Origin of the sequence: Alteromonas confluentis, assembly GCF_001757105.1 — a bacterium.
Classification (GTDB): Bacteria; Pseudomonadota; Gammaproteobacteria; order Enterobacterales; family Alteromonadaceae; genus Alteromonas; species Alteromonas confluentis.
In genome coordinates, this window is the sequence record NZ_MDHN01000020.1 from 12497 (window position 1) to 27590 (window position 15094).

Consider the following 15094-nt stretch of genomic DNA (forward strand, 5'->3'; position numbering starts at 1 on the left):
TTATGGAAGAGACAAGTAAAAAAACAAAATCGGAAAAAGTCATTTCCGTCGCTTTGTTATTGGTGCTACTCATTGCACTGGTTGGCATGGGTGCATGGGCGATGAAAATCGTATCTTCACACCTTAAGGCCACCAGTCCATCCTTTGCGCGGGATAAAAATGCGCCGATACCGGTCAAAATTGTGCGCGCAGAATCAGCGCCGGTGTCCTCAAACCTGGTTACTCAGGCAGTGTTAGTGGAGAATCAGAGTCTGCCTGTTTACCCGGGATTTCAGGCTATGGTTGAAACCGTACATGTGGAAACCGGTGAACTGGTGAAGCAAGGTCAGCCGCTGGTGTCTTTCTATCCGGATCTGATTAAAGCCAAGCTCGATCTGGCTGAGTCTATGGTGGAGATTGCCGAAGAAGAAAATAATGCTGCCCAGGATAACTTTGAAAAAGTACAGGCATTGTTTCGTAAGAAGCTGGTGGGGCAAGACGAACTGTCCAAAGCGGCACTTGCCGCGAAACAGGCCAAATCCTCACTGCTGACCAACCAGTACGAACTGCAAACTGCAAAATCTGATTACTCGCAGATAACCATAAACGCACCGGTTGGCGGCGTTGTTACCTCCGTTAGCGCATTTGCCAATACCACGGCAAGAACTTCCTCGCCGCTGGTCACCCTGAGCGTTACCAATCCTATTTACGTTGAAGCGAAAGTTGCTCAACGGTTTTATGCAGAGTTGGCGCTAGGTCAGGCGGTGGATGTCAGTCTTGATGCGTTTCCTGAGCAGACCTTTTCGGCCAGCATACTTAGAATTGGCAGCGAGGTAGACGAGCAGTCTGACGCACTTTCCGTGTTTGCTCGTCTGGACAATCCGGATCTGAAATTGCGTCCGGGCATGGGCGGGGTCGCCTCAATAAAATTACTTGAGCAGGGTCAAGACCCTGTTCGTATTCCCGCTATCGCATTGCTTGGTAGCGACGGACGTAATGCATTTGTGTTCGCCGTGGATGAGAGTAAAACCGCAAGACTCAATGAAGTAACACTTACCGGCTATGAGCAGGGTTATGTAGGTATTCGTAGTGGCCTCAAAGCTGGACAGGACGTGGTTGTCGTTGGACAACAGGCATTAAAAGATGGAGATAAAGTGGAGGTTGGCGATGCGCTTTAATGGTTTAGTTGGATTAGTCGGGCTGACGGCGTTTTCAGTATCAGCAGACGTAGTAATCCCATCGTTTGAGCGGGTTTCTGTATTGGTTTGTGAAGGAAGTGACGTTACTGCAGCTGCGAAAGCGCAGCTCGATGTGGCGCAGGAGCGGGTAGCAACTGGAGAGGTAGCCAAATGGATGCCTGATCTCACGGTTGGCGTAGATGTCTACGCAGCCCGTGGGGAGCCCACCAGCTTCTTCGCCATCGAAAACGGACCAGTGCAGGATCCCGCCATCCCCAATGTGTATGAAAAAGGTCAGGCGTGGCTGGGCAAAGTCGATATGAAGTGGGGACTTTACCGCGATGGTCGCTGGTTGGGTGAAGATGGCCTGGCAGAATACCAGAACCAGTCTAGCTACGATGTTGCCATGGCGCAGTTATCGTCTGCCCAGCAGGATGCTTATAAGCTGGTAAGTCAGTATTACTTCAACGCTCTGACCTACAGTGGCCAAATTGATTTGCTTGAGCCTGTCATTGATCAACGCCGCAAACAGTTAGATAACATGAACACCACACTGGAAGCGGGGGTAACGACCACCGACGATCTGGTTGCTGCTCGTGCGGGTTACTACAACTTGAAACAAAAACTGACCGATGCCTACCGTCAGCGAGAAATGAGTATTCGTTATCTGTCTTTGCTAACAGGCCAGGATGTCACCTTAATGGCATTTGAAGACGGTAAAGCCAATAAGGAACTTCGCAGCGTCATCGAAAAAGAAGTTGAAATCGGTGATATCAATACGCTTATTGGTGCGCAACCGGATATCAGCATGCTGCGTGCCCAGCTTGAACTCGAACATCAAAAGCTGGCCACCCAGCGCGGTAAGCTGAAGCCGTCGATGAATCTATACTTAAAACTGAGAAGCGGGGATAACTTCGAGTCTGCTGTAAGAAAGGACTACGGAGAAGTGGGGCTATCATTTGAATATCCGCTGGGTGCCGTACCTGCCAATTATGGTGAATCCCGTAGTCTGCAAAAATCCATCACAGCGGTGAGCACTGAGCTTAAATATCTTGAAAAGGTGAAGGCACTGCAAGCCGAGGCGATAAAAAACGGTATCGACAGTGCCCGTAGCAAGATCGAAGTCGCTGAAATGGAGTTGGCCAGGCGCGAGCAGGTTTGGCAGAGCGAGCAGGAAAGGGTAGGAAGTGGTTTGAATAGTCTGGAAGCACTTATTCAGGCGGAAGATGACCGTATCAATGCTCATTTGAATCTTCTGGGCGCCTTTAATGCCGCATGGATGAACTATGTAGATGCTGTGTTATTTACTAATACCGCCTGTGGTAGCCAGGGCTAAATGAGCGGTAACGAAAACGTCGCTAAAAATCTGCTTTACGTTTTCGCCAGTGAAGGCGTGGGCGGCGTACTCAGTTTTCTGATCCTACTGCTGTGCGCCAATTTACTGGGTGTTGAAGCGTTTGGTGTGTTTTCCTTTATTCTGGCCATTACCAGTGTCTGTCAGCTGGTGGCTGATTTCGGTCTTACAAATTTAATCGTCCGCGAGGTCGCCAAAGATAAAAGTAAAACCGCTTATATTATGGGGAATGTGCTTACGCTGGCGTGGTGTCTGTCGTCAATCATGTTTGTGATCATTACTCTTGTTGGCTGGGGGCTACTCGATTCAACAACCTCGTGGTGTGCCTGCATCATCATGGCGGCAGCAGTACTTGCTACTTATCATTCCGTCGTTTATTCGTCGGTATGCCGGGCGTTTGAAGAAATGGGTTACAACGCGTTTTGCTTTGTCGCGCATAAAATCATTTTGCTGGCCCTGGCCTGGTGGTGGGGCGGCCCGTCATCGCCATTTAATTCCCCCTTACTGGGTATTTGCTTCGCCTATCTGGTCGCCAATTTGTTGCAGTACCTGTTCTTCTTTATGGTGGTTTCGTTACGCTTCGTAACGATCCGCTTTGGTCGCGACTGGCTCTATGCACTGTCTTTGTTTCGTGCTGCCGTGCCGGTGGGTGCATCCATGGTCATTCGTCGTCTAACGCTGCAAGTGGATGTGCTGATCCTGTCGGTGATGCTGGGCGCTACCGCCGTTGGCGTGTTCAGCGCAGCCTACAAAGTAGTGCAGATGATTGACATGATTCCCTTCGCTTTATGTTTGCCATTGTTCCCGGCCTTGTCCCGGCTTGCCGCGGGCGACGCAGAGCAATTGAATGCATTTTTTCTTTTAAGCCTTAAAGGGTTTGTTCTGCTGGCGCTGCCACTAACCGGGTACCTTTTCATTTCAGCGGATAGCCTGGTTAACCTGTTCTATGCGGATGAATTCGCAAAGGCCGGTGGATTACTTCGCGTTCTGGCGTTCACCGTATTTGGCCTGTTTATTAATATGCTGTTGAGCTACTTGTTTGTGGCACTTAATCATCAGCGCTTTTACTTGCTTGCGGCACTGGGGTGCTTCGCCGTGAATGCGCTTGCTGACGTTATCCTTATTCCGCTGGTGGGTGTGCAGGGAGCAGCATGGGGAACGCTGTGCGGGGAGCTTTGCTATTTTATACTGGCTCTGAAATTCCTGAAGTGCTGTGAGATTACCGTTAATTGGATCTCACTTTGTTGGCGTCCAGCATTCATTTCTTTTTTATGTTGTTTACCTGCTTTGTTGTGGTTACCTCAAACGTTCTGGGACCAGATAATTTTCACCGTCGTATTTTTCTTTTTGTATTTAGTAGGGCTGTTTGCATTCAGAGTTTTCAGTGTTCAGGACGTCACTGCGCTGGTAGCCCGTTTTACCAACCGGCAGTCGTCAACGCCGTCGGCGAGTGAAGGCAGCGCGTGATGAAAGCTGCAACGACGTTGTCATTCCGTTCTCTCATTCATCGGGCCCTATCGCCGTTACGATTTGCTGAGAGTTATCCTGCACTACTGCTTGCCGGTGCCTTGATGATGTTGGGGATGTCTGGCGTGTGGGTGAATATGCCACTTTCCGGTAGTAGTCGTTTAACTGAGCTGACCCCCGCAACCCGGGATATTCTATTGCTTTCAGCGGGTTTGATGGGGCTGTTTCTTTTGGCCACTGCGATGAAAAGGCCATTGCTGCGACTCGTCATTTCGCTAATTCTTTTTGGGTTTGTTTTCACCCTTGCCCAGCAAGTTAGCTTTTTCGACGGCGCTCATTTATTGCAATATATCACCGAAAGTACGCAGTTCCGGGAAATGCAGCATGTACTAGCGCTACACGATGTACCAAATGCCGGGCGGTCAGTGGAAACGCCGCTGGTATTCGACACCTATGCATTTTCCGACCGCCTCGCTGCTACAACAGGCATACTGGGTTGGGGACCAAAGCTTGCCTTGTTAACGGCGGTTCTGCTTACCGTATATGCCTGGGCCAAAGTCTATCGCTGGTTGCATAGTGTTCTGATTGTGGCGGTGTTTATTGCTGCGCTTGTACTATTAAATGGCACCGGTTCAGTACTGCTGGCGTACCTGAAACTCAATCAGGGTATTCGGGACTTAAATGACAATAAGGTGGAAAGTGCCATCGTGCAGCTGGCAGAGATCACAGAGCTGGACCCGGTTATAGCATTCTCTACAGGCTTACCTCTACTGAAATCTTACGTGGCGTATCAGGTAGAAGGGCCTGAATCCCCCCTGGCAAGTGCTTATGTGATGAGTCAGCGCCTGGCGGCCAATGATTTCAACGGCGTGCTAGCGCTACACGATGTATTGCTGAGAACGAAGAATCAGGCCGTGCTGCGTGATAATGCAATGGACCGCGTGGAAGTTGCAATGACTCAGACAGCGCTGAATCGAATGGCATTACTGGCATTGTGGGACAACGATTGGTATCGCGCGGAAGATTACTATCAACAGGGGCTGCAAATAGGGCGTAATGCTGCATCTGAACTTGCGCTGCTGTATATCTACAAGGAGACCCGTCAACATGAAGCCTGTAACCTGTTAGCGGATAACCTGATCCCTGCAATCAGCAACCGCTCCGTTGAAGCTGATATCTGGACCACAAAAGGGGATTGCCTGGTGGCCAGTGGACGCATTCTTGAAGCCCGTGACGCTTATGAACATTCCATTCAGTTAGACAGCGATAAAAACTACCGGGCGGTTAAAGGCCTGAGTGGTTCCTGAGGCAGTATGATAAACCGAGGATCACTAAAGCTGGCCCCAGCATTTTTATTCATCTGTCTCGTACTGCTCTTTGGCTATCTTAAATCTGTGGATGAGGCGAATACACGCTATTCGGTGCAGTGGAACGGTTCACAATGGCTGAGTACCGACGTTCCTACTGCAAATGGTTATTTTCGCGCAGCGGTAGATCTTGCTGATGTGCCCGAACGGGCGGTACTCACCGTGTCTGGCTCCGACAATATCGTGGTGTATGTGAATGGCCGTAAAGTACAGGAAAAACGTGCGCGGTCCATGTTGCCTACCGCGGTTATTGATGTATCACCGTGGCTGAAAAGTGGGCGGAACCTGCTTGCTTTTGAAGTGAACAAAGCGACGTTTCCGAAGGGCGTTCAGCTAAGGTACGAGCTGGCAACGATAAACCATGCAGGATTACTACAGTATTTTTATTCAGGGCAACACGTGAAAGTTGCGAGTCGGTTTCCTCCTGTACAAAGTCAGCTCACCTGGTCAGACAGCAATTACGATGATGTTCGCTGGCACAACGCGACTATTGAGTCGCACCGGCAAACCCCCGCGCAACTCAATGTGTCTAACGATTTATTTCTTACACTGCCTCGTCCTGACATGCTGACGGTGTTTGGTGAGAACTTTTGGACAGTCAGTGTGTCTGGAAACCTGCAGGTATCTGATGCCACCCGTCAAGCCTGGTTTGCCATCGCCAGTTCCGTGCCTTTCGAGGTGGTAGTGAATGGTGTCAGTGCCGGTCTTTATTCCGCCAGCGATAATTTGCTTGAATTAACCAGCTTTCGTTCTAGGTTGCACGCGGGTGACAACACTATCCAATTTTTGTTTTTTACCGGCGGAATGCCACCTCAAATAGCAGGGGGGCTCATTATTGAAGAAAGTGGTGTTGTTAGCACCCGCTATATTGAGCCGCAATGGTTAATAGAACGCGATGCTGCCTCTACCTATATCAATCCAGATATCACCGCTGCAAAAAAAGCGTTGCCACCTTTGTCGCTGGCGCTGTCCTCAGAGCAACCGATATTTCAGATGGCTGTCAATGAGGCATTTTCCGCACCGCCTCTTGCGCAGATCATGCCCTGGCTACCGGTACTGACCATACTGCTTTTTACATTAGGAGCCGTGGCTGGTGGCCGCCTTGCTGGACTGAACGGTACACAAATTCTCGACAGCTTCTTTCTACCCGGGCTCATCGGCACATTGTCGCTGGTTGTCGCCTGGCTGGTGGCACAAGACGTACGTTTTTCAGCCAGAGAGATATTTGCGTGGTCGAATCTACTACTTCTAACGCTTATCTGGGCCATGCTTATTTTGGCCTCGATGATTCAAATTTGGCTTAATCGACCCGCCGTAGCCACAGTTCCAATTGATCGTCAGCAAGAACCGAGTCTTGGGCTTATCAATCACTATTTGTTCTGGCTTGTTGGCGTAGCGATAGTCGCCATAGCATGTTTACTGCGAGTCGATGGCCTGGGGCAGCAGGCGTTAACGGTGGATGAAGCCACAATAGCCGGGTTTGCCCGTGGTGTACTCGAGCGCGGCTATCCGTATTTGATGGTAGGCGGCATGGAAGTGGAGTTAGCCACGTATGAACTGGTGCCTTATTTTCTGGCTGCGTCAGTATCGATATTGGGTTACAGCGATATTGGCCTGCGCATCCCGGCACTGTTGTTCGGCACTGCAACCTGTGGGGTAATCATCTATTGTGGGTCACAATGGTTTAATCGTATTACCGGACTGATCGCCGGTTTACTCTATGCAGTGTCGCCCTGGGCGATTTACTGGGCACAGAATTGTTTTCACCCTTCGCAAATTCAGTTTTTCAATTTGCTTACGCTGATCGCGTTTTATCGGTTACTGAGCAACGAGAATATCAGTATTCGTCTCGCTGTGTTTTCTGCCGTGGCGTTTGCCTTCAGCTACCTGAGTTGGGAAGGGTCTGGTCTTGTATTGCCGGTTATGGTGGTGGTAGCTCTTATCATGCGATGGAGTAACTGGAAATGGTTCTTCCAGCCCAATCTGTGGATTGCCGCGGTACTAATTTTGTTCGTCGCTATAGGGCAGGGTATAAGGCGTGTGCTATTGCAGGAGCCTTACATCATGGTTGGCTATGGTAAAAGTGACACGTCAGCGCCGAAACTAACGTTTACCGATCCGTCTTACGATCCGTTCTACTACATTCAGAATTTTTTCTTTACCGAATTCAACCTGGCACTAAGCCTGTTCTTTGTCGTTGGTTTGGTGATGATGTTTTATCAACGGAGGCTGAGTTTCGTGATGCTGTTTGTGGTGACGGCTTATCTGTCGCTGACAAACTTATTAGGCTTTTATAATGCCCACTATTTCTACTTTGTGTTGCCGGTATTTTTGCTGGCAGTGGCCGCCGTATTTACCTATTCAGTGAAAGGGCTACAGCGCGTAGGGCAACGCATTTCTGGCGCTACCGGAAACCTGCAATCTGGAATCGCCATTACGTTGCTTGCGCTTCTATTGTTCTTACCCGCCACGTCTGGGCTGATGCACATTTACCGTTTCATGGGTGATAACATCGACCAAATGCGAGTGGACTACCGCCCAGGTCTTGCAGGTGTTGATGGCAGAACGGTTTCCCTCGCACTGAAGCAGTATCGGCGCGAAGGCGATGTGGTGATGTCCACTATCCCCCTGGTATCAGAGCACTACGCTAAAGAGAAAGGCAGCTACTTCATTCAAACTATTACCGACCGTAAAGTGGTGTACGACACCGTTCGGCAGTCACCTTACTACGTTGATAAGTTTGTCGGTAATCCGGTACTTCGTTCAAAGCAGGAATTGCAGGATGTATTACAGCAACATGAGCGAGTGCTATTTGTGGCTGCGCCAGTAAGAGGCCTTAATCGCATAATAGACGCTGAAACGCTCGAATATATCAATACACATATGACCGTGGTGGCAGAAAGTTATGACAGTCGACTGTATCTGTGGGAAAAATGATTATAGTGGTAATTTTATCACGCTGACCTTCTCACTTGCTTACCTGACGTTATTTTTGACAATACGCAATTCGCTGGAGGTTGCTACTTTGCTATTCTGCTTTTTAATGCTCTGATTGAGCGCGAGCCGAAAAATCCACTATGATCATGGGCTTTGTTTCTGACCCTGTTTTCCCGCTTCTACCCACCTAAAATGTCCCTGTTTTTTGTCCCTCCCAAAGGTATGTTTTCCTCTATACCTACGTATTCGCAGGAAGATTTATAGAACTCCATCGGTCAACTTTAATTCGCAGCGTACCGTGTTTCGTATCGATAAGGTTGACCATTATGAAAGTTCGACTCCATTTACCCATTGTCAGTGTATTCACCTCGCTTAGTATTACCTTGCTGAGTGCGGTCAATCTGGTTCAGGCCGCCGAGGCCACCGAGACTGTTGTTACGGCGGAAGAAGCCAGGTCGCTCTCAGCGGTAGACCGTCGTCATGAACGGAAACTCAAACGTAAAATGCGAAGAGGACATCAGCCAGCACCCGCTCCTGAGCCAGAACCACAACCTGAACCTCAGCCCGAACCCGAGCCGCAGCCTGCTCCTGAGCCGGGAGTGAAAGCAGCACCTGAAGGAATTTATCATAGCGCTGGCGTGATCACGCGGAATCATCGCGGTGGTACACTGGTGCGGGAAGGTATTAACGACCAGGCGCACATGAGCGGCACTTTGGTAAGAGTTGAATGGGCAGCTATCAACACAGCGCCAGGAGTATTTGATTTCTCTACTATCAGCAATGAGCTGGAAAAAGCGGCTGAACTGAATTCTGCGATTAATCTGGCCATTCTCGATAGTTTTGCCATGCCGGATTTTGTACTCGCTGCCTGTGAAACTTTCGATTTCAATTTCCGCCGTCAGGCAAAGACCACTTGTTTACCCTGGGATACTGACTACCAAGCGTTTAAATCACAGCTGGTGGCCGCCCTTGGACAGCAATTCGACAGCCATCCCAATTTAGCGGGGGTTTATTTCTCTTACGCGGCGATGACGAATGGCATTGAAATGCACTGGCGTGTGAGTGAAGCGGAATTTACTGCGGCCGGTTATACCGAAGCGCGTTTACTGAATAGCTACAACACCATCATGGATATGTACAACGCGGCGTTTCCGCGCACATCGATTATCATGGAGGTTCATGAAGTCTTTCGCTCGCCAACGTTGGCTGAGAACGCCTTCGACTATTGTCAGGCCACGATGGGTTCCCGCTGCGGTGTCGCTATCTGGTGGTGTAGTTCGCGCATGGCAACGAACCCCCGGGAGTCTGAATACAGTGTTTATCACATTGCACAGCAGGCGACAGAGCTGAGCTTTGCTGTATGTCAGTCTATTGGTAGCTTTACGGAATCTCCTGAGCGCTTCGACAGTGGACAAGGTTGGACTACCGAGGAAGCGTTTATTCACGAGATGTCGTTCTTTATTGATGAAGGGTTTCGTAATTTCGAGCTATGGAGTAACGATATCAGTAACCCGGCGCTTATCGATATCCTACACAGCCAGGTATTACCTGAATTAAATTAACCAATTCCTCAAAAGGGCAGCGACATCCGCTGCTCTTTCGTTTTGCGCATAGCGATTAAACAATACTCGCTGACAGTCTCACCTTAATCCTGTCGCGATTATTGCGTATAATGCTTCCCTCGATTTAAACAAATACGGTATCTATGACTAACCGGGCTTTTTTCCTCGACCGTGACGGTGTAATCAATATCGACCACGGCTATGTTTGCCACCCTGAACAATTTGATTTTGTACCAGGCGTTTTTGAAGCCTGTAAGAAGATTATCGAACAAGGTTATTTGATTGTGGTGGTGACGAATCAGGCTGGCATTGGTCGCGGCTACTACACCGAAGATGAGTTTCTCGCATTGACCGCCTGGATGAAGCAGGAATTCGCCCGTCGCCAGATTACTATTGCTGACGTTCGCTTCTGTCCACACCATGCTACGCACGGTCAGGGCAAGTACCTGAAAGATTGTGAAAACCGTAAACCCAACCCCGGCATGTTGATAGCGGCTGCGGAGGAGCACCAAATCGATTTATCCCGCTCGGTCATGGTGGGAGACAAAACCTCTGATATGGAAGCTGGGCAACGGGCTGGTATTTCTGCTTTATATAAAGTGGCGGAAGAACATACAGACACAATTGAACAGGCTGAATGGGTGAACTGCCACCGATTGGTAGACGTGGTAGCACACTATTTTGCTATCGCCACAGAATAATGTCTTGCTGCAGGTCACCTATGGACTTTCAGACTAGGTTTTTTCATCCCTACTGCTACTTTTAATCTCAGGGCGGTTCGCCTACCATTGCGAACAGTCATACAAAGAAAATAAAGCTGAATCTGTGCCCTCACTACGTCAACACCACACTTTCCATCTTCCGGCTTCCGGCAGGGAGATAATCTCTTTCTCTTCGCCCGAATTGTTCCGGGCACGCTGGCTGCAATCCGACACCAATTATTTGTTGGGTGGCGGAAGCAATACACTCTTTCTGGAAGACTTCGACGGCCAGGTGTTTATTAATGAAATGCGTGGAATCGAACACGCAGAATCCGATACTCACCACCTGCTACGCGTAGCTGGCGGTGAGAACTGGCATGCGCTGGTGACTTACTGTTTGGACAAGGGCTGGTACGGAATGGAAAATCTGGCACTTATTCCTGGCTCGGTAGGGGCGTCGCCCATTCAAAACATCGGTGCTTATGGTGTGGAAGTGGGGCAATTTATTGCTTCGGTAGAGCTTATCGATATTCAAAGTGGCAAAGCGACAACGCTGAATAACAGTGAGTGTGAGTTCGGATACCGCGATAGCGTGTTTAAAAAGGCGTTAGCAGGAAAGACGCTCATTACCCACGTGAATTTCGCATTGCCAAAAACGTATTCCCCGGTGGTGAGCTACGGTGAGTTGGCTGCGCTTGATAATCCTACCGCGCAACAGGTTTATGATACGGTGATTGCTGTGCGGAAGTCGAAGTTACCCGACCCTGATGAATTGGGGAATGCTGGCAGTTTCTTCAAAAACCCGGTGGTCAGTGTCAGTCATTTTGAGCGCCTTAAAAAAGCGGCATCAACCATACCTGGTTTTGTTGTTGATAATGGCGTAAAAATTCCCGCCGCATGGCTCATCGACCAATGCGGCTTTAAAGGAAAGACCGAAGGTGGCGTTCGCTGCCACATAACGCAACCCCTTGTGCTCACCAATACCGGTGAAGCTGTTGGCAACGATGTGGTTAAGCTTGCCCGTTCAATTATGGACACGGTGCGTGAGCGTTACGATATTGCATTGGAAGCGGAAGTGCGGCTGGTTGGCCGCAACGGAGTAATCAACCTATGAAGCAGGCATCAAAAATTATTCGTCAGCATATTCTTTCATTGCTGGCTGACGGTCAGTTTCATTCTGGCGAACTGATTGCGCAGCAGGTGAACCTGTCACGCACCGCGGTAGCCGGACATATTTCTCAGCTCGCCGATTGGGGGCTGGATGTTTTCAAAGTAAAAGGTAAGGGTTACAGATTGAATCAGGGTTTTGCGTTATTAAGTGCAGAGCATATTAAAAAGCATCTGAGACGTCCGGGCTTGTCGATGATTCAGGTGGAGCCGGTGCTACCTTCCACTAACGCTGAAATGAAGCTGCGCATTGCAAAAGCGCGTCATGATTTGGCAGACGGAGACGTGATCCTGGCGGAAGTGCAAACCGACGGTAAAGGTCGCCACGGCAGAAAGTGGACTGCGCCGGTTGGGGGCAGCCTTACCATGTCGATGTATTGGTCGTTTCCTGATGGCTATCAAAGTATGGCGGGCCTGTCATTATTAGTGGGCGTAGCGATTTGCGAGGCACTACGTAAATTCAATATTGAAGATGCCCAACTTAAGTGGCCTAACGATATTTATTTGAATGGCCGTAAGCTGGCCGGCGTACTAATAGAAGTAGAAGGGCAGATTGGTGCTACGGCCCATAGTGTCATCGGCATCGGGCTAAACGTCAATGTACCTGATACCCAATATGATGTGGGCCAGCCTCACAGCGATCTTACCGGGTATCTGGGCGAAACGCCTGACAGAAACCGACTGGCTGCTGCGGTTATAGAATCGTTACGCGAGATGCTACCGGAATTCACCCAACAAGGATTTGGCAAGTTCGTACCTTATTGGGAAGCCCTGGATTTGTTTGCCGACAAGAAAATTGTATTGCAAATGGGTGACAAGCGATTCTCTGGTATCGATCGTGGTGTGGACCAAAGTGGGGCACTACTTGTAGAAACTGAAGATGGCATCACGCGATTCCATGGTGGTGAGGTGAGCCTTCGTGGTATCTGAACAACAGGTGTTGCTGGTGGATGCAGGCAACAGTCGAATTAAATCGGTTCTGCTTAATAATGCGAATGTGGCAGAACCGGACGTTCATCTTTCCCTCGACAGCTTTCTAGGCTGGCTAAAAAACAAAAACTTTTCCCATCTCTACCTTTCCAATGTTGGCAAAAACGACATTTCTGAGCGAATCGCATCTTTTTGTGTTGAGCAAAATGTGGCTTTTATCGAAATTTTTACCGAGAAAGAAAACTTCGGCATTAAAAATCGATATGAAAATGTGTCGAGAATGGGGGTTGATCGTTGGCTAGCTATGGTCGCTGCGCAAGAAATGACCGAAAAACCATTTTGCGTTATTGATGTGGGAACGGCAATTACCTGTGATTTTGTAGTCGATGGTCAACATTTAGGCGGTTGGATTACGCCAGGGTATCATCTTATGCAGGATGCACTGGTTAAAAATACTGCAAGAGTGTTTGCCAAAGAGGCAAAACCCTCCCAACTTGCACCTGGTACTTATACCGAGGAATGTGTCAGTCAAGGATGCTTGGCAGCTGTAAATGGTGTTTATTTGAGCGCCGTTGCTCAATTAGCAAGCGAACGATCCGATTTTGCGATAATTATCGGTGGTGGAGACAAAAATATGCTTGCAATAATTGAATCCACTGATACTATCCGTTCCGCGAATTTGGTGGTGCAAGGTCTTGCCCGCTACGCGAGAAGTCAGCTTGTCGCGTAACATTTTTTCGTTGTTTTATAAGCGTTAACCGCTTCAAAAAATAAAACGAAAAAAATTAAAAAAGACACTTGCACAGAGTAACGAGTTACTCTAGAATGCGCACCCACTTGATGAGGAGCCGACTTAGCTCAGTTGGTAGAGCAACTGACTTGTAATCAGTAGGTCGCCAGTTCGATTCCGGCAGTCGGCACCATTCATCAAACTCTGGAGGGGTACCCAAGCGGTCAACGGGAGCAGACTGTAAATCTGCCGGCTCAGCCTTCGCAGGTTCGAATCCTGCCCCCTCCACCACTTTCTTCTATGAGGTGGCCAGAGAATTAGGAACGCGGGCATCGTATAATGGCTATTACCTCAGCCTTCCAAGCTGATGATGCGGGTTCGATTCCCGCTGCCCGCTCCATATCAGTGCTGATATAGCTCAGTTGGTAGAGCGCACCCTTGGTAAGGGTGAGGTCGGCAGTTCAAATCTGCCTATCAGCACCATTTTCTCCCCAGCTCATGTTTAAGTTTGAATATTATTTAATTTTTAACGTAACTTTGCTGGGATACTAGAAAAATGGCAAAAGAAAAGTTTGAACGTACGAAACCCCACGTAAACGTGGGTACTATCGGCCACGTTGACCACGGTAAAACCACTCTGACTGCAGCAATCACTACCGTCCTTTCAAAGACTTACGGTGGTTCAGCTCAGGCTTTCGATCAAATCGATAACGCGCCTGAAGAAAAAGCTCGTGGTATCACCATCTCTACTTCACACGTAGAATATGACACTCCTACTCGCCACTACGCGCACGTAGACTGCCCAGGACACGCTGATTACGTTAAAAACATGATCACTGGTGCTGCTCAGATGGACGGCGGTATCCTGGTAGTTGCGGCGACTGATGGTCCTATGCCACAGACTCGTGAGCACATCCTGCTGGGTCGTCAGGTTGGTATCCCTTACATCATCGTATTCATGAACAAATGTGACATGGTTGATGATGAAGAGCTGCTGGAACTGGTTGAGATGGAAGTTCGTGAACTTCTGACTGAATACGAATTCCCAGGCGACGATCTGCCAGTAATCAAAGGTTCTGCTCTGAAAGCCCTTGAAGGCGACGCAGAGTGGGAAAAGAAAATCATCGAACTGGGTGAAGCACTGGATTCTTACATTCCAGAGCCAGAGCGTGCTATCGACAAGCCGTTCATCCTGCCAATCGAAGACGTATTCTCAATCTCAGGCCGTGGTACTGTTGTAACTGGTCGTGTTGAGCAAGGTATCGTTAAAGTTGGTGAAGAAGTAGAAATCGTTGGTATCAAAGATACGACTAAAACGACTTGTACCGGTGTTGAAATGTTCCGTAAGCTGCTTGACGAAGGTCGTGCAGGTGAGAACGTTGGTGTTCTGCTGCGTGGTACTAAGCGTGACGACGTTGAGCGTGGTCAAGTACTGGCTAAGCCTGGTTCAATCACTCCTCACACTAAGTTTGAAGCGGAAGTATACGTACTGTCTAAAGATGAAGGCGGTCGTCACACTCCATTCTTCAAAGGTTACCGTCCACAGTTCTACTTCCGTACAACTGACGTAACTGGTGCCGTTGAACTGCCAGAAGGCGTTGAAATGGTAATGCCAGGCGACAACCTGAAATTCGTAGTTGAGCTGATTGCTCCTATCGCGATGGAAGAAGGTCTGCGCTTCGCAATCCGTGAAGGTGGTCGTACTGTAGGTGCTGGTGTTGT

The 15094-nt window shown here is 49.0% G+C and carries 11 protein-coding genes and 4 tRNA genes; all 15 read left to right on the top strand.

Annotation, left to right across the window (positions count from 1 at the left end; all coding sequences use genetic code 11):
- Positions 1-2 precede the first annotated feature (2 nt).
- A complete protein-coding gene (locus BFC18_RS08835; protein ID WP_139138977.1) occupies positions 3-1157 on the top strand; it encodes an efflux RND transporter periplasmic adaptor subunit in 1155 nt (384 codons plus the stop codon).
- Positions 1147-2493, top strand: a complete 1347-nt coding sequence (locus BFC18_RS08840) for a TolC family protein (RefSeq protein ID WP_070125200.1) — start codon at positions 1147-1149, stop codon at positions 2491-2493. Before BFC18_RS08835 ends, BFC18_RS08840 begins: the two co-directional genes overlap by 11 nt.
- Complete coding sequence (locus tag BFC18_RS08845; RefSeq protein ID WP_070125201.1) at positions 2494-3978, top strand: flippase; 1485 nt, start codon at positions 2494-2496, stop codon at positions 3976-3978.
- Positions 3978-5285 (top strand): tetratricopeptide repeat protein, encoded by a 1308-nt coding sequence (locus BFC18_RS08850; RefSeq protein WP_070125202.1) that lies wholly within the window; start codon positions 3978-3980, stop codon positions 5283-5285. Before BFC18_RS08845 ends, BFC18_RS08850 begins: the two co-directional genes overlap by 1 nt.
- A gap of 6 nt (positions 5286-5291) precedes the next feature.
- The gene (locus BFC18_RS21430) at positions 5292-8282 is read left to right on the top strand and encodes an ArnT family glycosyltransferase (protein ID WP_083272984.1); all 2991 of its coding nucleotides are present in this window, start codon (positions 5292-5294) and stop codon (positions 8280-8282) included.
- Positions 8283-8608: 326 nt separating this feature from the next.
- A complete protein-coding gene (locus tag BFC18_RS21830; protein ID WP_070125203.1) occupies positions 8609-9844 on the top strand; it encodes a hypothetical protein in 1236 nt (411 codons plus the stop codon).
- Positions 9845-9987: 143 nt separating this feature from the next.
- Positions 9988-10545 (top strand): D-glycero-beta-D-manno-heptose 1,7-bisphosphate 7-phosphatase, encoded by a 558-nt coding sequence (gmhB, locus tag BFC18_RS08865; RefSeq protein WP_070125204.1) that lies wholly within the window; start codon positions 9988-9990, stop codon positions 10543-10545.
- Between the two features lie 124 nt (positions 10546-10669).
- Positions 10670-11659 (top strand): UDP-N-acetylmuramate dehydrogenase, encoded by a 990-nt coding sequence (gene murB, locus BFC18_RS08870; protein WP_083272985.1) that lies wholly within the window; start codon positions 10670-10672, stop codon positions 11657-11659.
- Positions 11656-12642, top strand: coding sequence for a bifunctional biotin--[acetyl-CoA-carboxylase] ligase/biotin operon repressor BirA (birA, locus tag BFC18_RS08875; RefSeq protein ID WP_070125205.1), 987 nt, complete (start codon positions 11656-11658; stop codon positions 12640-12642). The genes murB and birA overlap by 4 nt, the downstream gene beginning before the upstream one ends.
- Positions 12632-13372 (top strand): type III pantothenate kinase, encoded by a 741-nt coding sequence (locus BFC18_RS08880; protein WP_070125206.1) that lies wholly within the window; start codon positions 12632-12634, stop codon positions 13370-13372. The genes birA and BFC18_RS08880 overlap by 11 nt, the downstream gene beginning before the upstream one ends.
- A 117-nt stretch (positions 13373-13489) precedes the next feature.
- Positions 13490-13565, top strand: a tRNA-Thr gene (locus tag BFC18_RS08885).
- A gap of 13 nt (positions 13566-13578) precedes the next feature.
- A tRNA-Tyr gene (locus tag BFC18_RS08890) sits at positions 13579-13663 on the top strand.
- A gap of 34 nt (positions 13664-13697) precedes the next feature.
- Positions 13698-13772 (top strand) — tRNA-Gly (locus BFC18_RS08895).
- 7 nt (positions 13773-13779) lie between these two features.
- Positions 13780-13855 (top strand) — tRNA-Thr (locus BFC18_RS08900).
- A gap of 73 nt (positions 13856-13928) precedes the next feature.
- A partial coding sequence (gene tuf / locus BFC18_RS08905) for an elongation factor Tu (protein WP_070123210.1) occupies positions 13929-15094 on the top strand: 1166 nt, incomplete at its 3' end.

Excerpts from the sequence above, each read along its gene's own strand:
- BFC18_RS08835 (WP_139138977.1), top strand. The coding sequence starts at position 3 with ATGGAAGAGACAAGTAAAAAAACAAAATCGGAAAAAGTCATTTCCGTC.
- BFC18_RS08850 (WP_070125202.1), top strand. The coding sequence starts at position 3,978 with ATGAAAGCTGCAACGACGTTGTCATTCCGTTCTCTCATTCATCGGGCC.
- BFC18_RS08845 (WP_070125201.1), top strand. The coding sequence starts at position 2,494 with ATGAGCGGTAACGAAAACGTCGCTAAAAATCTGCTTTACGTTTTCGCC.
- BFC18_RS21430 (WP_083272984.1), top strand. The coding sequence starts at position 5,292 with ATGATAAACCGAGGATCACTAAAGCTGGCCCCAGCATTTTTATTCATC.
- BFC18_RS08840 (WP_070125200.1), top strand. The coding sequence starts at position 1,147 with ATGCGCTTTAATGGTTTAGTTGGATTAGTCGGGCTGACGGCGTTTTCA.
- birA (WP_070125205.1), top strand. The coding sequence starts at position 11,656 with ATGAAGCAGGCATCAAAAATTATTCGTCAGCATATTCTTTCATTGCTG.
- gmhB (WP_070125204.1), top strand. The coding sequence starts at position 9,988 with ATGACTAACCGGGCTTTTTTCCTCGACCGTGACGGTGTAATCAATATC.
- BFC18_RS21830 (WP_070125203.1), top strand. The coding sequence starts at position 8,609 with ATGAAAGTTCGACTCCATTTACCCATTGTCAGTGTATTCACCTCGCTT.